Genomic DNA, 19,357 nt, shown 5'->3' with positions numbered 1-19,357 from the left:
AGTTCTGTTAACCCGCCGTCGTGGCGGGCTGGTAATGGGTGGCGATGGCATCCAGATGGGCGCGGGCATTTGGCCGCAGGCGAGGGGCCACCAGCTGCATCACCTGAAACACCCCCAGGGCTATGTCGGCATCCGCACGCGGGTGCAACGCCCGCTGATAGGAGATCCAGAAAGTGCCCACCAGCGCTATGTTGGCCGCCAGAGCGCCGATCTGGGCGTCGCTGCCCAGCAGCAAGCCACTGCCGGACAGGCTGTGGCAGATGGCGGCGGCAGTCAGCTCCTTGCGCCTCAGCAGAGCCGAGAAGCGCAGCTCCACCTTGTGGTTGCCACTCATCAGGGTGCTGATGTCGTAGTAAAAGAAGCGATACTTCCAGATGAGCTCGAACATCAGGTGCAAGAAGAACCAGATGTCTTCCGTCTCGTCCAGCGGGGGGGTGACAGTGTCGAGCAGATGGGCCATCTCCTGTTCGAACTCGCCGAACAGGGCGTTGACTATTTCCTCCTTGTTATGGAAGTGGTAATAGAGGTTGCCCGGACTCATCTCCAGCTCGGCCGCGATGGCGGAGGTGGTGACGGTCGGCTCCCCCAGCAGGTTGAACTGGGCGAGGGCGGTGGCCAGGATGCGATCCCGCGTCCGCCGCTTGGGTTTGCGGTCCATGCTACTCCTTCGATTGGCGACGACCCTTGCCGCCATAACGGTGGGTCAGCCAGTGCTGCAACTGGGTCAGTGAGGCATCCAGCGCCGCTACCGAGCCGGTGCCCGGGGTGAGCAGGGAGCGCTGTTCATCGGCCAGTGCACTCAGATCAAGCTCCAGACCATGCCTGGCGAGAATGGGGCCAAGCTCGGCCCGTCGCTGCCACAGATCCCGGCGGGTATGCTGGAAGGCGTGCTCGCACAGACGGCGGCGATCCCGGTAACTGAACACATTGGTGAAGAACATCTTGCTATCGGCCGGAGAGGGCTCGAACAGCAAGGCGTCGGCCTGTGGATACTGGTGCTTGTAGCGATCCATGCCCACGTGCATGCGCGAGTGGATGATGGCGCGAAAGGTCTGGGCCAGCACCACCGGCAGGCCGCTATCCACCAGGCTGGCGGGGTGTTCGCTGGCCAGCCCTGCATCAAACGGCACCAGCGGATTGATGCAGAACACCAGATCGGCCCCCTCTTGCAGCGCCACCGAGGCGTGCAGCGTCTTGATCAGGGCCCCGTCCACGTAGTAGCGACCGTTGATCAGCGACGGGGGAAACAGACCGGGCAGGGCGGCAGAGGCTTGCACCGCCGCCGAGATGGGCACCTGATCCAGCCCCGGGCTGCCAAAGGCGACCGCGCGGCCGGTATCGAGCTCGGTGGCGATGACGAACAGACGGTTCTTGAGTTCACGAAAATCGTTGCTGCGGCCCCGGCGAGAGAAGAACTGGGTCAGGATCCTGTCCACCCCGCGACTGTCGAACAAGCCGGTCGGGATCGCCTTGGACAAGCCTTGCAAGGAGCCGAGCAGGCTCTTGTGCCAGGGGGCGGAGAGGTAATCGGCCAGGCACTCCCAGGCCAGTGGCGGCAAGGAGGAGAGCCGCTTCGCGTATTCACCGAAGGCGGGGCGCAGCAGGGTGGAAGGATCGAAAAATTCACCGCTGTCATCGCTGAGCAGGATCCGCACCAGCTTGTCGGGGGAGATGCCATTGGCCAGCGCAGAGGCGATCACGGCCCCCGAGCTGACCCCCACGTAGATGTCGGCCTGCTCGAAACGCAGCCCCTTGATGCTGTCAGCCAGGGCGGCGCAGGCTCCGATCTCGTAAATCCCTCCCAGAGGTCCACCTCCGGCGAGGGCAATCGCAATCGTGCTCATGACATGGCCTCCCTTCTCAAGCAAAACCGGCCCAGCAAGAGGGCATGGGCCGGTGGGTTATGACGCAAGGCCAATCAGGCGTTGCTTGTCAGATCAGGAGAGGGCGGTCTCGCCTTTCTCCTTGACCTCTTTCACTACGCTCTCGACCTCGGTCGCCAGCGCCTTGACCTCTTCCTTCACCTTGGCGATGGGGGCGGCAGTGGCTTTCTTCACCGGTGCCTTCTTGACAACCGGTTTCTTGGCGGCAGTCGCGGCGGCGGGTTTGTGCTCCGCGGCCGGCGCGTCCTCTTCATCCTGCGCATCGATGAGTTGTTGCACCACCTCGGTCAGCTCGGCCATGCGCTTGGAGAGCTTGTCGATGTCCTTGCGGGTCGGGATGCCGAGGCTGGCGACGGCACGGGCCACGCGATCCTCGAACACTTGCTCCAGACGGCCCCAGGTACCCGTGGTCTTGTCGGTCATGGCAGCGATCTTCTCATCTGCGCTCTGACGGGTACGAGTCTGCAATGCCTCGCCTTCCTGTACCAGGGCTTCGAAGATCTTGCCCCCTTCCTCTTGCGCCTTGGCATAGGCGCCCAAGCCCGCCAGCCAGATCTGCTGGGTGGATTCCTTGATGGTCGAGGTGAGCTGGTTGTCGGTCACCGAGCTTGCCAGCGCTTTCAATTTCTTGGCCATGATTGTTTCCTTACTGGTGAGTGGGATATAGGTAATGACAACAACCTTGGTACATTCGTTGTGGCATTACTGAGCTTTCATCCTCAGTCTATGGAGAAAAAATAGAGGGTTCTACCTAATAACGGAACAGGCAGTCGTGGTAATTTTGGTCTGGGTCACGAAGATGACGTTCAAATGAATATTTCCATTTGAAGCGTGATATATCTAACAGCAACTAACAGCCCAATCAGTAAGGGAAATAAATACCATGGACTATTTCATCACGGGGGGCAGCGGTTTTATCGGCCGCCGGCTGATTAAAAAACTGCTGCAGCGCCCAAATAGCCGGGTGCATTTCTTGATGCGCGCAGCCCATCTTGAGCGGGTACCCGATCTGCTGGCCTACTGGGGGGTCGACGCGCAGCGCGCCATTCCGGTTGTCGGGGACATGACCCATCCGCAACTCGGCGTGAGTGTGGCCGAGCAGGAGCCGCTCATCGGCCGGATCGATCACTTCCTCCATCTCGCCGCCATCTATGATCTCAACGCCAAGGCAGGCATTCAGCAGCAGGTCAATGCCGAGGGTACCCGTCAGGCACTGCAACTGGCCGAGCGACTCGGCGCCCGCTGCTTCCATCACTGCAGCTCCATAGCAGTGGCCGGCCTGTTCGACGGTCTGTTCAGGGAAGACATGTTCGATGAGGCCGAACACCTCGACATGCCCTATTTCCAGACCAAGCACGAGGCCGAGGGCATAGTGCGCCAGGAGAGCACCATCCCCTGGCGCATCTACCGACCCGGGATAGTGGTGGGGGATGCCAATACCGGCGAGATGGACAAGGTGGACGGCCCCTATTACTTCTTCAAGACCATCCAGAAGCTGCGCCGCATGCTGCCGCCCTGGATGCCCGCCATCGGGGTCGAAGGGGGGCGCATCAACCTGGTGCCAGTCAACTTCGTGGTGGATGCCATCGATCACATCGCTCACCTGGAGGGGGAGGACAACAAGGCGTTCCACCTGACCGACTCCCATCCGATGCGGGTTGGCGACATGCTGAGCACCTTCTCCCGCGCAGCCCATGCGCCCGAGCCCGCCATTCGCATCAATGCGGCCCTGTTCAGCTTCATTCCCCGCCATCTGATGACCATGCTGATGGCGCTGACGCCGGTGCGGCGCATTCGCGATGCGGCGATCGCCGATCTCGGCCTGCCCAAGGACATCTTCCGGCTCATCAACTATCCCACCCGCTTCGACAACCGTGAAGCCCAGCGGGTGTTGAAAGGGACCGGCATTGAGGTGCCCCCGCTGCACAGCTATGCCTGGCGGCTGTGGGATTACTGGGAGCGTCACCTCGACCCCGAGCTGTTCATCGATCGCACCCTGCGCGGCCGGGTCGAGGGCAAGGTAGTGCTGATCACCGGCGCCACCTCCGGCATCGGCAAGGCTACCGCAAGAAAGCTGGCCGAGGCGGGCGCAACAGTGCTGACCATTGCCCGGGACGAACACAAGATTGCCGAAACCCAGGCCGAGTTTGCCGAGCAGGGCTTGACCCTGCAGGTCTATCAGGGGGATCTGGCGGATCTGGCGCAGGGGGAGGCGATCACCCGGCAGATAGTGGCCGAGCATGGCGGGGTGGACATCCTCATCAACAATGCCGGCCGCTCCATCCGCCGCGCCATAGAGGACTCTTTCGAGCGCTTCCACGATCTGGAGCGCACCATGCAGCTCAACTACTTCGGCACCCTCAAGGTGATCATGGGGGTGCTGCCCACCATGATCGAGAAGAAGAAGGGCCACATCATCAACATCTCCTCCATCGGGGTGTTGACCAATGCGCCGCGCTTCTCCGCCTACGTCGCCTCCAAGTCGGCGCTCGACGCCTGGGTGCGCACCGCGGCGTCCGAGTTTGCCGACAAGGGGGTCAACTTCTCCATCATCAACATGCCGCTGGTGAAAACCCCCATGGTGGCGCCGACCAAGGTGTATGAGCAGGTGCCCATGATGACGCCGGAAGAGGCCGCCGATCTGGTGTGCGACACCATCATCAACAAGCATGTGCGACTGGCCACCCGGCTCGGGGTGTTCGGTCAGGTGATCCATGCCCTGGCGCCGCGGGTGGCCCAGGTGATCATGAACACCAGCTTCCGCACCTTCTCGGATCCCAAAGAGGGCGGCGAGTCCAAGGCCTCTGCGGATCAGATGGCGGTATCTACCCTGATCAAGGGCATTCACTTCTGATTTGAGGAAGCATTCGATAAACCGGGGCCTGAGCAATCAGGCCCTTTTCGTTTGTGGCTGGGAGCGGGCAAGCAGGGTCAGCAGCAGGGCCGTGGTACGGCGCGAGTAGATGAGGGAGAGGTGGCCAAGGGCGGCGAGCTCTATGTCCTCCATACCCTCCATCCGCTGACGGGACTGGGGCAACACGAAGTTGTCATGGCTGGTGCGCACCGAAATCCCGGGTACGCACAGCGGCACGGCGGCGAAACGTTGCAGCCAGCCGGAGCCCGGCTCCATCTCCCGTGCGTTGTCTCCCAGGCCAAGGGTAGCCAGCTGACTACCCTGATGAGGGGTCCCCAGGGTGATGAGTTGCGCCACCTTGCCACCACCGGCCAGAGCCAGGTAGTCGCGGCACACCAGCCCGCCCATGCTGTGGCCGATCAGCACCAGCTGAGCGGCGCCGGTGGCGGCCAGCACCTCGTCGATACGCCTGGCCAGCAGGGGGACCATGTCATCGAGATGACCGAAGGGAGGAGTCAGGGTCACGGTGGCAACCACGTGGCCGGCGGCTTCCAGGCGGGCGCGCTGCAGCCGCCAGATCCCGCGACTGCAGCCGTAACCGTGTACCAGCAGCAGCGGCAGGGGGGACGGGGTGAGCCTGTCCGGCGCCATCAGCAGCCGCTCAAACGGCAGCAGCCAGGTGAAGGTGAGCAGGTAGGCGAACATCTCCCGGATCACCATGTGCAGCCAGGCACGCAGACCGATGGCGGGGACAGGGTAGAAGCGGGAGAACCCCCAGGTCAGCAATACCACCAGGCAGCGCAGCCCCAGCAGCGCCAGCACCACAAATAGCAGGGAGAGCAGGGGAGAGAGACCAATGACCAGATGAGCGATGCCCCCGAGGAGCGTCACTTCAACCAGCAGCAGTATGAGCAGTTGTCTTGTGATCGTCATGAGCCCATCATCCGACTTGCGTAAAGCGGATGTCAAATGACCCTTTCATCAATGTGATAACGGCCGCGTAATCGGCCCGACCACCATGATAAACGCCCGTTGGACAGGGTTATTTGCAATACTGTATATCCGTACATATACTTGTGGTCACTATCATGAGGAGGACGCCACTATGGCCGTTGAGATCAAATATGTTGTCGTGCGTGGGGGAGTGGAGAAGATGACCTTTGCCAGCAAGAAAGAGGCGGATGCCTATGACAAGCTGCTGGATACCGCCGATGAATTGATGACCCTGCTGGCGGGGGCACCTGTCGCCCTCGAACCCGAACAGCAGGAGAGCCTGGCCTTCTACCTGGCCGAACAGCGTGATGTACTGCAAAACGTGCTGCGCGGTGGCAAGGGGCAGGGGAGTCCCAAAGAGGAGCCCCAAAAGACGGCAGAGAAGAGCGATGCCGACAAGCCCAAGGGGAAATCCCTCAAGAGCGTAGCCTGAGGGACGGGGGAGAGGCGTCAGGTTGACATTATCCTCATGGCGCCTTCGCAAACCATTCACATATTGAGCATTAAAAATCATTTTTACGGCTATTTACTCCGAGAATTTTCCAACCATCGTGCATATCCATTGAATAATGCCATCATGTTGTGCACACAGGTTGCAACGGACGATTCAATCTCACATATACCCGGATTGTCAGTCACACAGTGATGCCGATAACCCCATTTATCGGCATCAGCTTTTGAGCGGGGCTGCCGGCCTCCATTCCATGAACCAAGCAAGCACCACCATGACCTCTATGTTACTTCCGCCCGCCATGCCGCTGTTTGATGGCCTGGCTCACCTGGAGGCGGGCAATCCCCAGGTCAACCAGTATCTGGCCAACCTCAGCCTGAACGACGTGCCCGATGCGGGTCTCGTCTACGAACTGGCGGTCGACTGGCTGCTGGAACAGCGCCACAACGAGAACAACTACAAGACCTACCGCAGCGAGTTGACGACGTTTCTGCACTGGTGTTTCAGCGAGCTGGCCATCAGCCCGAAAGATCTGACCCGGCGCATCATGATGCGCTACCTCGACTACTGCCAGGCGCCGCCAGAACCGCTGATTGCCTACCGCAACGTTGCACAGTTCATCCTCGACAAGGAGTGGGGAGAGCGGCTGCCCAATCCCTTGTGGCGACCCTTTCTCGGCAAACGGGAACTGGGCCGCGAGCTGCCATACCGTCTGAGCGAGCAGGCAATGAAGACCAAGCTCGCCATCCTGTCGGCCTTCTTCCAGTTTTTGATCCAGGAAGAGTACATGGACAGAAATCCGGCTCTGCTGCTGCAGCGAGTCAAGCGACCGGTCCAGCAGGAGCCCGATGATCAGGGCCAGGCCTTCAGCGAGTTGCAATGGTCCTACGTGATGCAAGCCGCCGACCGGCTGGCAACCGAATCACAAGATCAGCACGAGCGCAGCCGCTTCCTGATAAGCCTGATGTACGCCTGTTATCTGCGCATCTCCGAGGTGGCAGCCAGACCCGGTTTCACGCCCGTCATGGGCCAGTTTCGTCGCGACGGAAAAACCGGCGTCTGGGGGTATTACATTCCACGCAGCAAGGGTGGCAAGCGGCGCACAGTGGCGGTATCCCATGCCTTGCTGGAGGCTCTCGAACGCTATCGCATCTTTCTGGGATTGTCGCCATTGCCGGCACCCAATGAGCAGACGCCGCTCTTTGTACGCCACAAGGCCGCTGCACACGGCCGGGAACAAGGCGAACTTAATGCCAATCTCGGGATCCGCCAACTGCGTGAACTGGTCATGACGGTCATCCAGACCGCAGCGAACCTGGCTGAGCAAGACGGCTTTACCCAGGACGCCGCCGAGATGCGCAACCTGACCCCGCATTCCATTCGCCACACCGGCATTACCCACGACATCAATCTCAACGGGCGGCCGCTATCCCATGTGCAGGCCGATGCGGGCCATGACAGCATAGACACCACCTCAAAGTATCTGCACACCGGCAACAGCGAACGCCATGAAAGTGCCAACCACAAACCGCTGGATCGGTTGCACGAATGAACGGGCAATGAGTGAGAGATAACAATCAAGATGGCATGCTCAATGGCCAAACCCAATAGCGAGAATCTCCGGCCTGATAAGCCCGGACCTGGCACCTCGCTCAGCCCAATAAACCACAACCGCGCATAATGTATATTATGTTAAATATGATATCTTGTTTCCTGTTCCCACTAATTGAACTGTGTATAATGGAAACAATTGATCCTATCTCCGACCGGATGTCTTAAGTGGCTGAATTAACATCAGAACAACTAAAACCCGCTTTTGCGATTGAACAGTTACCTGCCCTCAGCGAGATCGAACCCATACCCTTCGCCGCCTTGCAACCCAGAGCCATTTCCGGCATCAAGCGTCTCGCCAGTTTTGATGGCGACTGCCCGGTCATGCTGCTCAACGGTTTCCCCGGTGCAGATTATGAAGGTGTGTGTCAGACGCTGATCGCCGCCTCCAATGGCAAGGATGGTGATCTGTTCGATCTCTGTTACACAGAAAACCTGAACAACCCGTTCAAACCTATCTGGTTGCGTCTGCAGCCCGGCAGCGGCGTCGAATTTTGTGAAATGGTTGGCGAGCTGCTCAAGCTGATGAGCCACCATCTGGATGCCGAGCGCCTGGTCACCCGCATCATGCGTAAGCAGAACAACGATCCCAAGATAGATGACTTCCTCTCCGATCTGGCGGCCCATGTGGCCCAGGGACTCGAGTTCCAGCATCCCGTGCTCATCAACCTGCTGATCCATCATGAAGAGCAGGAAGCGCCCGTGATTTATGGCCGGGATCTGAATTGGGATACCCTGTTCGGCTCCATCAATTATCAGACCGAGCAAGGCTCTGTGTATGCCAACCAGCATCTGCTGGAGCCCGGCCTGTTGCGCCAGGCCAACGGTGGCTACCTTATTCTGCAACTCGACGAGTTGCTGGATCAGCCCCACCTCTGGTTCAAGCTCAAGAACGCCATCCAGAAAGGCGAGCTGGACTGGAACGCCTATCAGGAAGGCAAGACCCTGACCCCCTTCTTCACCCCCGAAGCGACCCCTATCCGGCTGAAGCTGATCCTGGTTGGCGATCGCCTCGAAGTGGCCGAGTTCCAGATGCTGGACAGAGACATGTCCGAGCGCATCTTCCTGCGAGCGGATCTGGTGTCAGAGGTCAATATTGAGGAAGACTTGCCAGAGTTCCTGCAATACCTCGCCTGGATCCGTGAACGCTGGGCTCTGCTGGACTTCACCCCTGCCGCCATTGCGGCCATCTGCCGTCACGCCAGCCGCCTGTGTGATCATCAGGAGTGGCTCTCTTTGTCCGAGATCCAGCTTGGTGCCATCATGCGCATGGCCGACAGCCTGGCCCGCGAGATGGAAGCCGAAACCGTGACTGATGAGCATATCCGACTCGCCCTGGAAGAGCAGGACTACCGCCTCAACTACCTGGTGGAACAGTCCGATCAGGGCGTCATCGATGGTCAGATCCTGCTGCAGACCGATGGTGAAGAGATTGGCCAGATCAACGGCCTCTCCGTCATCCAGGTCTCGGGCCACCCCTATGATTTCGGTGAACCGGTGCGCCTCACCGCGACCGTGCATCTGGGTGATGGCGACGTGGCGGATATCGAGCGCAAGGCCGAGCTGGCTGGTCATATCCACGCCAAGGCGATGATGATCATCCACGGTTATCTCTCCAACAAATTTGGTGCAGAGAACCCCTCGCCGCTTTCTGCCAATCTGGTGTTCGAGCAGTCCTACCACGAGATCGATGGTGACAGCGCCTCCCTCACCGGCCTGTGTGCCCTGCTCTCCGCCCTCGCCCGCCAGCCCATCTATCAGCACTTTGCCGTCACCGGCGCCGTCGATCAGTTCGGCAATGTGCAGGCGGTGGGTGGTGTGAACGAGAAGATTGAAGGCTTCTTCCGGGTGTGCAAGATCCATGGCCTCAATGGCAAGCAAGGCATACTGCTGCCAGGCACCAATGCCCAGCAGCTCAACCTCTCCGACGAGGTGATTGCCGCCGTCGCGGCGGGTCAGTTCCACATTCATCCGGTGGATCATGTGGAAGAGGCTATCGAGTTGCTGACCGGCTGCGTGGCGGGTGAACCGGATATGCCGGATACCCTGTTCGGCCGAATTCAGCAGCGCCTGGATGAACTGAATGGCACAGCGTTCAAGGGTGGCTTGCTCCGTCGCCTGCTGGGCCGGTTGTTCAGCTTGTAATAAAAGAAGAGATCGGAGTTGTTTAGCGCACAAGTGTACGCTAAATTGGCCCGGCTTTGACCCATATGAAGGATAAACAGCGTGACCCTAGACAATACCGCCATTGATGCCCGCCTTTCCCTGTGTGAACAAGGCAAAGACTCGTTTACCCGTGAAGAGCTGCTTGCCTGCAGCCGTGGCGAATTATTTGGTGAGGGTAACAGTCAGCTGCCCGCCCCCAACATGTTGATGATGGATCGCATCGTCAAGATCAACGATAACGGTGGCGAGCATGGCAAGGGCGAGATCCTGGCAGAGCTCGACATTACGCCGGACCTCTGGTTCTTCGATTGCCACTTCCCGGGTGATCCCGTGATGCCTGGCTGCCTGGGGCTGGATGCCATGTGGCAACTGGTCGGCTTCTTCCTCGGCTGGAAGGGTGGCCCGGGCAAAGGCCGTGCACTGGGTGTAGGCGAAGTGAAATTCACCGGCCAGATCCTGCCGACCGCCAAGAAAGTGACCTACAAGATCACCTTCAAGCGCGTGATCAACCGCAAGCTGGTCATGGGGATCGCCGATGGCGTGGTGGAAGTGGATGGCCGTCCCATCTATAGCGCCACCGACCTGAAAGTGGGCCTGTTCAAAGATACCACCGCATTCTGATCGACTGATCCCGTGGTAAGACAGAGATAACGTAAAGGGGCCGCGATGGCCCCTTTCCTTTTGTAATGAGTGATGAAGTACCTATTACTTCATGAAGAGGCCTGAGCCCCGCCCTTCCATGGCGTCACGCCAACCACCAAGCCAATGCCCTCGGGCATCCAGGCATTGATACGGACACGCTTCTTTCTGTTTGCCGACCACGCCAGCCTGATAACCACGAGCACGAGCTCTTTCCAGACGGTCCCGTTTCTGTCTCTTCATCATCTACGACCCTCTTCGTGGAACAAAAAAAGCGACCAATTTTTCATCGGTCGCTTTCATCTTTACCCCACAGGGTGGGCAGGGTCAAACAAAAAATTCCATGCTATCCGGTCATTGTGACACAAGACACTGAACCGCATTAATTTTTAGTGACATGCCTTTTTATCGTTGGTAGCGGCGCAGCCAAGTAAATGGCAGAGCCAGCAGAGTCAACCAGAACAGGCTGCCACCACCGCTGCCACCATCCTGACCGGTCTGGTTGTTGACCGGTGCGTTGGCGACCACATAACCGGCAGGATCGTTGTTCTTGTAGTCGGTCACAACCGGCGCCAGCTTCACGCTGACCACGGTGGCATTGCTGCGGTTGTTGAGATCGCTCTCGCTGTTATAGCGGAAAGCCGTCGCCGCCACGGTACCATCCGTGCTGATGCCGCTGGCATAAGCGATGTGATAGTAGTAGCCGTTCTGGGCGCACTGCTTGGCACCCGCATCGTCCAGCCCGCAGATCAGGTCGTTCAGATACCAGTTGTTGCTGGTCGCCGCGTTGAGCAGGAAACCTTCCTGCATGCGGTTGGTGCCGTTGACCACAGGCTGAGTCTGATGACGGGAATCACGCCAGCCAACCACCATGTTGTGGTTGTTGATGGCGGCCGCCTCGGAACCAGAGCCGCTCAGCGGCTTGTCCTGCAGGGAAACAACGGCATTGGTGGTCGGGGTGTTGAGATTGAACACGAACATCTCGACCGGGCGGTTCTGGCCCTTGTTGATGCGATAGAGCTGGTTGCCAATCACATAACCGTTGTCATTGACCCCCACGGCCCAGCTGTGTTGCAGCTTGGCGTCATCCTTGCCCGGCTCGCCTTCGGCCAGCGGTATGATTTGGGTGGTGCCCACCTTGCTGTTATCTAGATCCAGCGTCCAGTATGCCGCCAGGTTGCGACCATCCAGGTAGTTGGTCCCTATCTCGCCGGTGGAGGAGTAACCCACCCCGTAGAGGCTGCCGTTGAATTTGCCAACGCCGAGCGCGGAGGCGGTCTGCACCACCTCGTTGCGACCACGGGCATATTCATTGGCCTGAACCAGCTTGTTGAAGGTGCCTGTGCTGTTGAGCAACCAGAAGCTGGCCTGGGTGTTGAGGCCCGGGCAGTAGCGATAGTCGCCATACTGACCATCGTTGCCGGCGAAGCACCAGTTGTAGGTCTCGGAATTGACGGCGATGTTCTTGCCGGTGGCGGCGGTGCCTGTCACCAGATACTGGCCGTTGTCCAGCTTCTTGATGCTGGTCGGCACGCTCAGGCTGTGGGTGCTGGCGCCATCCTTGAGGTTGACGCTGTTGCCTTCTTCGACGACGGCAAATGCGGTGCGCAGCTTGCCATCCATCTTGTAACCGACGCGAGTGCCCGATACGTCGCCCAAAGCGGTGACCAGACCATCGGTTTCGTTGCTGACCACAGACCCTACGTTGCTGCGCTGATCTGTTTTGGCCAGAAAGTCGACGCGCCACTGATAAGCAAAGTTGCTCTTGTCGCTCCAGAAGGTGTTGCAGACCGAGTTGGAGAGCATGCAGCCCTGCTCAAAACGGAAACGATCGACCAGGAAGTCGGCGAAACGTACGGTCGAGAAGTGCTCGGCCATGTCGTTTTTGGTGTTGATCCCGATGAGCCCGTTGCCATCGGCACTGATCCCGCTGGCATAGCCTTTGACTTCATCATCAATGATTTTGAAAAAGGGGTCTTGTGCCGCCTGGGCGTGCAGGCTGGCGCTGACCAGAATGGCCAGCATGGATAATTGCTTTTTCATCTACTTCCTTAGTCCTGATGTTTCAACGCTTCCAACTCCTCCCAACGGGAGAAGGCTTGTTCCAATGCAGCCTCTGCTGCATTCAGGGCATCCAGTTTGAGCTGGGTTTGATCGCTCGGCAGGGCGAAGAAACCGGGATGGTTTACCTCGGCCTGCAGGGCATCAAGCTCAGTCTCCAGCTGTTCCAGTCGGGCTGGCAGATTATCCAGCTCCAGCTGCAACTTGTAAGAGAGTTTTTTGGTTTTTGTGACCACCTGGCTCGCCACAGCGACAGGCTCTGGCGTTTTGGCCTGCGCCACTTTCGCCGCCTGTTGCGTGCTTTGCAAGGCACGGGTCGCCATCATATCGGCATACCCCCCCACGTAATCACTGATGCGGCCATCCCCTTCAAACAGCCAGCAACCGGTCACCGTATTGTCGATAAACCGACGATCGTGGCTCACCAGCAACAGGGTGCCAGGATAGTCTGCCAGCAGCTCTTCCAGCAGTTCCAGCGTTTCGACATCCAGGTCGTTGGTTGGTTCATCGAGGATCAGTAAATTACTGGGCTTCAAGAACAATTTGGCCAACAGTAAACGGTTTTTTTCGCCTCCTGACAAGGCTTTCACCGGGGTACGTGCCCGCTTGGGTTCAAACAGGAAGTCCTGCAGGTAACCCAGAATGTGACGGGAGCGACCACGCACCATCACTTCCTGCTTGCCCTCCCCCACGTTGTCCATCACAGTCTGCTCGGGATCGAGCTGATCACGATACTGGTCAAAATAGGCCACTTCCAGCTTGGTGCCGCCCTTGACCAGACCACGGCTGGGCTCTAGCTGACCGAGCAACAGCTTGATAAGGGTGGATTTGCCGCAACCGTTGGGCCCCACCAGGGCAATCTTGTCGCCGCGCAGCACCTGCAGATCCAGCCCCTGGAACAGGGTCCGATCGCCAAAGTCCAGCCCCAACCCTTCGGTCTCGAACACCAGCTTGCCGGAACGATTCACATCGTCCATCTGCAGCTTGGCCTTGCCCTGCAGCTCGCGACGCTGGGAACGCTCCATCCGCATCGCCTCGAGGGCACGAACGCGCCCTTCGTTGCGGGTGCGGCGCGCCTTGATCCCTTGGCGAACCCACACCTCCTCCTGCGCCAGCTTGCGATCGAACTCGGCGTTTTTCAGCTCCTCGACCCGCAGCCACTCCTCTTTACCCAGCAGGTATTGATCGTAGTTGCCAGGCCAGGAGGTGATCTCGCCACGATCCAGATCGATGATCCGGGTCGCCAGCTTGTGGATGAACTCCCGATCGTGAGAGATGAAGACGATGGCACCACGGAAATCTTTCAGGAACTCTTCCAGCCAGTTGATGGCTTCGATGTCCAGGTGGTTGGTCGGCTCATCCAGCAACAACAGATCGGGGTCACAGGCCAGCGCCCGGGCCAGGGCGACTTTGCGCAGCCAGCCACCGGAGAGGCTATCCAGGGTCGCGTCGGGATCGAGGTTCAGCAGGGTCAGCACCTGGCTGATACGGGTCTCGAACTGCCAGCCATTCTGATAATCGAGCTGTTCTTGCAGCTCGCTCATGATGCGAATGTTGGCATCGCTGGGATCGTGGGCCAGCTCCATGGAGATATGGTGATACTGCTTGAGCAGCTCGCCGACGCCGGCCAGCCCTTCGGCCGTGTAGTCGAACACGGTCAGATCGCTGGAGGCGGGCGGATCCTGCTCGAGGCGAGTCACCTTCAGATCCTGCTGCTGCACCATGCGACCGTCATCGAGCGGCAGTTCGCCGGCGATGACCTTCATCAGGGTGGACTTGCCCGCCCCGTTGCGCCCGACCAGACAGAGGCGCTCACCGCGCTCTATGCTGAGCTCGGCATTGTCGAGCAGCGGGAAATCACTGAACGACAAGCAAGCGCCGTGCAATGTTAAAAGAGCCATTTTCGTTCCTTATTTCATATGAAAAAACGGGCGACAGACTGGGTCTGCTCCCGTTTCATCGTCAAATCAGCATTCATCCTGACGTGCAACCCAGGCTTTCAACTCAACCAGGGTGAAGGGCCAGCCCAGTTCGCGACCGGCCTCATCCCGCAGCACCGGAATGCGTACCCGATAAGCGGCAAGCCACCCGGCATCGTCCATGATGTCGCTCTGGCGGGTCTGGCCAGCCAGCCCGGCCTCCTCCACCAGCCCCCATGCCTGTTCGCACAGATGGCAGCCGTCGGTGTGAAACAGGGTCAGCATCACGCCTGCGCTGGCGCCTCGGCGTGGGTGATGATCCAGCAGTTGTGGATATGCTGGTTACGCTCGAAGTCCTTCGGTCGGGTCTGCTGGGTGATGTTGCGAGCCTTGAGACCCGCGGCCTCGAGCCCGGCCAGATCCATCTTGAAGTGGCGCTTGTTGTTGGAGAACACCAGGGTGCCATCGGCCGCCAGCAGTCGCTTAAGGTGCTGCATCAGCAACAGGTGATCGCGCTGCACGTCGAAACTCTCGTCCATCCGCTTGGAGTTGGAGAAGGTGGGCGGATCGATGAAGATGAGGTCGTACTGATCGTCCGCTTCCGACAGCCACTTCAGGCAGTCGGCCTGCACAAACTTGTGCTGACGACCCACCAGCGAGTTGAGTCGCATGTTGTCCTGCGCCCAGTTCAGGTAGGTATGGGACATGTCGACCGTGGTGGTCTCGCTGGCGCCGCCAAGACCCGCGTGCACGGTGGCACTGCCGGTATAGGCGAACAGGTTCAGGAAGCGCTTGCCCCTGGCCATCTGACCCAGCATGCGACGAGTCTGACGGTGGTCGAGGAACAGGCCGGTATCCAGGTAGTCGTAGAGGTTGACCCACAGACGGGCGCCGTACTCCTGCACCTCCATCCGGTGCTGCTCTTCGGAGAGCTTCTGGTACTGCTGTTTGCCCTCCTGGCGCTCGCGCACCTTCAGGATCACCTTCTCGCCGTCCATGCCGGTCACCTTGATGGCGGCCTGAACCATATCGAGCAGACGCTGACGGGTCTTCTGGGCGGGGATGTCCTTGGGCGCGGCGTACTCCTGCACCACCAGATAATCCTGATAGCGGTCGATGGCGGCGTTGTATTCCGGCAAGTCGGCATCATAGAGGCGATAGCAGTCGATGCCCTCTTTGTTGGCCCACTTCTCCAGCGTCTTCAGATTCTTGCGCAGACGGTTTGCAAAGTCCTGTGCCACCTCTTTTTGGGAGGCCACCGAGTCGAGCGCTATCTGGTAGTTGCGCAGCTGGCACTCGAGGGCGCCGTTGAACAGGCGATATTGCTTGTCGGCGCGCAGGCGCAGACAGCTGAGCAGTTCAGGCGAGGCAGAGAGAATGGAGACTCTCCAGCCTTGGAAGCTGCGACGCAGGGCATCACCGAGAGCCTGATGCACCTCAAGCAGCGCCGGGAATTCGCCAAGACGCTCGCCATAGGGCGGGTTGGAAATCAGCATGCCGACCTGGCGGGCCTCCCCTTGACCTTCTTCCCCTTCAACAGGGGCCGGCATCGGCAACGGGTTTTCCAGCGCGGTGACATCGGCCTGCTTGAAGGTGATGAGGTGGGCCACACCGGCCGCCTTGGCGTTGTCGCGGGCCTTCAGCAGCACACGGGGGTCGGCATCGCAGCCAAACAGCTTAACCTCGCAGCGCTGCATGCCACGCTTGGCCCGCACCTGGGCTTCCATCATCAGGCTCTGCCACAGCTCGCCATCGTGCTGCAGCCAGCGATCGAAGCCGAAGCGTTCGCGGCGCAGGGCCGGCGCCATGTCGGCGGCGATGAAGGCCGCTTCAATCAGCAAGGTACCGGAGCCACACATGGGGTCCATCATGGGCTCACAGGCCCAGCCGCTACGGGCAATCATGGCGCAGGCCAGGTTCTCCTTGAGCGGCGCCTCGCCTGTGCCCTGACGATAGAAACGCTGGTGCAGCGCCGGGCCTGACAAGTCCAGCGTGATATTGGCCTTGCCTTTGCCCAGGTGCGCCATGATGCGAATATCCGGCGATTTCTTGTCCACGTCCGGGCGCACGTGACCGCGCTTGGTGAAGCGATCGACGATGGCATCCTTGATCTTCAACGCGCCGTACTGGGTATTGCGAATGGCGGGGTTGGTACCGGTAAAGTCCACCGCTATGGTGGAAGTACCGGAGAAATGCTCTTCCCAGGGGATGGTGTGGGCGCCGAGATAGAGATCCAGATCGTCGTTCATCTGGAATTCGGACAGCACCAGCACGATGCGGGAGGCAAAACGGCTCCACAGGCAGGCCTTGTAACCAATGGCCAGTTCGCCTTTGAAATGGACACCAGCGACCGTCTCACGGACCTGCTCTGCGCCCAGGGTGGTCAGCTCGTCGGCCAACAGGTTTTCCAGCCCCTTGGGGCAGGTTGCAAAAAATTCTTTCATCACGCTCACGGGGATGCCATAAAAATAGTGCCGTATTATACCTTAAGAGCCGATCCTGAGCAGCAAAAGCTTGGTGATGACGCCAGAAACAGGGCGTTTCTCTACATGTTGGCCGGCTCACCTCCCCGCCCATTCTGCCATTTCCCTTGATACCAGGATGGATGCCTTGCGCCAACTCACCTGATGAAGTGACAGGGTATCACCGCAAAATAGCGACAATCTGAACCGGGTTATATCTCCCTTGTCAGCAGGCTGAACATATTCCACATCCGTGGCGCAGCGGATCTCAACACATCATGATTGCCATATCTGACAGGCGTCAAACAAAGCTCTCTGAGTTATTATCCTTCCGACAGAGCATGTCCTTTCGTTACCCCGTGTTTTTGCCCTCCCGTTATCGTCCGAAAACAGGAGGGCTATTTTTTTACTTGCCGCGCCCCGCTATTCCATCAACTGTCAGACTGTCATATCTATCAGGTTTCAGGCTCAACCATACGTCTTAAAATAGCCGGGTGGCTGGAACAACAGCTTATTCCTCCTGTAGTGTGTGTTTGCCGCCCTCCCATCCTCTTGATGCGAGGGCATTTTTTGAGCGTTAAAAGGGGATGAGAATGGAGCAATAGGCATGAGTGAAATGAAGAGACAGAAATATCGGACGAGCCAGAACAAGCTAAATATCGTACCAAAAAATTTGAGAGTATCACCCCACCTGACGGTATTGTGTCTGGGTCGACACTCTGGCGCTCATGCGATTGTTCATTACCTTGATGACCCCGAAACGGGGCAGGATCTTGCTGGCGGTCAAAATAAGATCATCCGTCAGATTCAGACAGACGCTGGCCTGTTCACCCGCCTCGATCACCATGAACTCCCCCTTGCCATGAGGGGTATTCATGCACACCAGGGCGCCGGTCTCAGGAATAATGAAGGGATGAACTTCACCAAAGAACCAGCTTTGTGGCATCAAGGGTTTATAAAAGCGACTGACGGCGATGGCATTGAGTACCAACTGAACCTGATGGGGAGTGCTCCAGTCGAGTTCGGCAGCCTTGTCCATCAATTGATAATAGAGGGCGGCATCGTCCACGCAAAAAGGCTGGGTGGTGAAGGAACAGGGGACAAGCTGTCGCCCTTTATATTCGGTCGCGAATATCATGCGATCGGATAAATCCAGCATCAGACGATCATCATGAGCATCATAATGCCACTGCCAATTGTCATTGGGTTGGATACACATGGGGGTGCCCTTACTGGAAGTCGTTACTCGACTTTATTCCATGTCGAGAATTTCAGCAACTTTAAATAAAGGGCACCCATTTATTTCTTAAATATGGGTCACAATCTCTTTGACCAGACTCGGGCCTTTATAAATAAAGCCGCTGTAAATCTGGACCAGACTGGCTCCCGCTGCCAGCTTCTCCCGCGCCGCCATGGCGCTGTCTATGCCCCCTACCCCTATGATGGGCAGGGCGCCGTCCAGTGCCTTGGCCAGCTGGCGGATCACCTCTGTGCTCTTGTGCTGCAAGGGACGCCCACTGAGGCCACCCGCTTCACTTGCATGGGGCATGTCATAGATCATGTCGCGCGCCAGAGTGGTATTGGTGGCAATCACGCCATCGATCCCGTTTTTGATCAAGGACGCAGCTACCTGATTAATTTCATCCAGACTCAAATCCGGTGCGATTTTAACAGCGAGCGGCACGTACTTCTTATATTGGGCAGCCAGCTCCTGCTGACGAACCTTGAGCGCGGCCAGCAACTCATCGAGTGCGTCACCGTATTGCAGCTGACGCAGACCCGGGGTATTGGGGGAAGAAATATTGACGGCAATATAACCGGCATGATCATAAACCTTGTCCATGCAGATCAGATAATCATCCTTGCCCTGTTCTATCGGGGTGTCCTTGTTCTTGCCGATATTGATGCCGATGACGCCCTGGTATTTGGCTTTCTTGACCTGGGCAACCAGATGGTCGACACCCTTGTTGTTGAATCCCATCCGGTTGATGATCCCCTCTGCCGGAATAACCCGGAACAGACGAGGCTTGTCATTGCCGCTCTGGGGCTTGGGGGTCACTGTACCTACTTCAATAAAGCCAAACCCCATGGCACCAAATGCATCGATGCACTCCCCGTCCTTATCCAGACCCGCAGCCAGTCCGACCGGATTGGCAAAATAAAGCCCCATGACAGTGACGGGGCGTTTGGGCAGTGAGTGGCGGAAGAAACAATCAAGTGGCGTACCGAGAAGGCGGGGCAAATATTTGATGGAGAGATCGTGTGCCTGTTCAGGATTGAGCTTGAACAAGAAATGCCTGGCGAGGGGGTACAACATT

Annotated in this window: 16 protein-coding genes; 5 read left to right on the top strand and 11 right to left on the bottom strand. The window is 58.5% G+C overall.

Annotated features, from left to right (window positions below; genetic code table 11):
* Positions 1-7: 7 nt before the first annotated feature.
* The 3 genes from IU367_RS10970 to IU367_RS10960 all read right to left on the bottom strand — a co-directional run bounded on the left by IU367_RS10970 (position 8) and on the right by IU367_RS10960 (position 2,519).
* Positions 8-658 carry a TetR/AcrR family transcriptional regulator gene (locus tag IU367_RS10970; RefSeq protein WP_274454316.1) on the bottom strand — a complete coding sequence of 217 codons (651 nt, stop codon included), beginning with the start codon at positions 656-658 and terminating at the stop codon, positions 8-10.
* Position 659: 1 nt separating this feature from the next.
* Positions 660-1,844, bottom strand: a complete 1,185-nt coding sequence (locus IU367_RS10965) for a patatin-like phospholipase family protein (protein ID WP_274454315.1) — start codon at positions 1,842-1,844, stop codon at positions 660-662.
* Positions 1,845-1,937: 93 nt separating this feature from the next.
* Positions 1,938-2,519 (bottom strand): phasin family protein, encoded by a 582-nt coding sequence (locus tag IU367_RS10960; protein WP_274454314.1) that lies wholly within the window; start codon positions 2,517-2,519, stop codon positions 1,938-1,940.
* Between the two features lie 247 nt (positions 2,520-2,766).
* On the opposite strand from IU367_RS10960, the gene IU367_RS10955 reads away from it, so the two are divergent.
* The gene (locus IU367_RS10955) at positions 2,767-4,737 is read left to right on the top strand and encodes an SDR family oxidoreductase (RefSeq protein WP_098984041.1); all 1,971 of its coding nucleotides are present in this window, start codon (positions 2,767-2,769) and stop codon (positions 4,735-4,737) included.
* Between the two features lie 36 nt (positions 4,738-4,773).
* Here IU367_RS10955 and IU367_RS10950 read toward each other — a convergent pair whose 3' ends face one another.
* Complete coding sequence (locus IU367_RS10950; protein ID WP_274454313.1) at positions 4,774-5,670, bottom strand: esterase/lipase family protein; 897 nt, start codon at positions 5,668-5,670, stop codon at positions 4,774-4,776.
* Positions 5,671-5,842: 172 nt separating this feature from the next.
* On the opposite strand from IU367_RS10950, the gene IU367_RS10945 reads away from it, so the two are divergent.
* The 4 genes from IU367_RS10945 (at position 5,843) to fabA (ending at position 10,579) form a co-directional block, all read left to right on the top strand.
* Positions 5,843-6,163, top strand: a complete 321-nt coding sequence (locus tag IU367_RS10945) for a YebG family protein (protein WP_043135339.1) — start codon at positions 5,843-5,845, stop codon at positions 6,161-6,163.
* 292 nt (positions 6,164-6,455) lie between these two features.
* Positions 6,456-7,733, top strand: a complete 1,278-nt coding sequence (locus tag IU367_RS10940; RefSeq protein ID WP_274454312.1) for a tyrosine-type recombinase/integrase — start codon at positions 6,456-6,458, stop codon at positions 7,731-7,733.
* 227 nt (positions 7,734-7,960) lie between these two features.
* The gene (locus IU367_RS10935) at positions 7,961-9,937 is read left to right on the top strand and encodes a Lon protease family protein (protein WP_274454311.1); all 1,977 of its coding nucleotides are present in this window, start codon (positions 7,961-7,963) and stop codon (positions 9,935-9,937) included.
* Positions 9,938-10,018: 81 nt separating this feature from the next.
* Positions 10,019-10,579 (top strand): 3-hydroxyacyl-[acyl-carrier-protein] dehydratase FabA, encoded by a 561-nt coding sequence (fabA, locus tag IU367_RS10930; protein ID WP_042037785.1) that lies wholly within the window; start codon positions 10,019-10,021, stop codon positions 10,577-10,579.
* A gap of 84 nt (positions 10,580-10,663) precedes the next feature.
* Here the strand turns inward: fabA and rmf are convergent, their stop codons facing one another.
* The 7 genes from rmf to pyrD all read right to left on the bottom strand — a co-directional run bounded on the left by rmf (position 10,664) and on the right by pyrD (position 19,356).
* A complete protein-coding gene (gene rmf / locus IU367_RS10925; RefSeq protein WP_005315693.1) occupies positions 10,664-10,843 on the bottom strand; it encodes a ribosome modulation factor in 180 nt (59 codons plus the stop codon).
* A gap of 159 nt (positions 10,844-11,002) precedes the next feature.
* Positions 11,003-12,640, bottom strand: coding sequence for a DUF3466 family protein (locus IU367_RS10920; protein WP_274454310.1), 1,638 nt, complete (start codon positions 12,638-12,640; stop codon positions 11,003-11,005).
* 8 nt (positions 12,641-12,648) lie between these two features.
* On the bottom strand, positions 12,649-14,559 hold the full coding sequence (gene uup, locus IU367_RS10915; RefSeq protein ID WP_274454309.1) for an ATP-binding cassette ATPase Uup: 1,911 nt from the start codon (positions 14,557-14,559) through the stop codon (positions 12,649-12,651).
* Positions 14,560-14,625: 66 nt separating this feature from the next.
* A complete protein-coding gene (locus IU367_RS10910) occupies positions 14,626-14,862 on the bottom strand; it encodes a glutaredoxin family protein (RefSeq protein WP_274454308.1) in 237 nt (78 codons plus the stop codon).
* The gene (gene rlmKL, locus IU367_RS10905) at positions 14,862-17,057 is read right to left on the bottom strand and encodes a bifunctional 23S rRNA (guanine(2069)-N(7))-methyltransferase RlmK/23S rRNA (guanine(2445)-N(2))-methyltransferase RlmL (RefSeq protein WP_274454375.1); all 2,196 of its coding nucleotides are present in this window, start codon (positions 17,055-17,057) and stop codon (positions 14,862-14,864) included. Before rlmKL ends, IU367_RS10910 begins: the two co-directional genes overlap by 1 nt.
* A gap of 664 nt (positions 17,058-17,721) precedes the next feature.
* Complete coding sequence (locus IU367_RS10900; RefSeq protein ID WP_043555773.1) at positions 17,722-18,258, bottom strand: cell division protein ZapC; 537 nt, start codon at positions 18,256-18,258, stop codon at positions 17,722-17,724.
* Positions 18,259-18,345: 87 nt separating this feature from the next.
* Entirely contained in the window at positions 18,346-19,356 is a 1,011-nt protein-coding gene (pyrD, locus tag IU367_RS10895) for a quinone-dependent dihydroorotate dehydrogenase (RefSeq protein ID WP_274454307.1), read from the bottom strand.
* Position 19,357: the final 1 nt, after the last annotated feature.

It is taken from the genome of Aeromonas bestiarum (genome assembly GCF_028751155.1).
GTDB lineage: Bacteria > Pseudomonadota > Gammaproteobacteria > Enterobacterales > Aeromonadaceae > Aeromonas > Aeromonas bestiarum.
The sequence above is the reverse complement of the archived record's forward strand: the minus strand, read 5'-3'. Positions and strand labels throughout refer to the sequence as shown.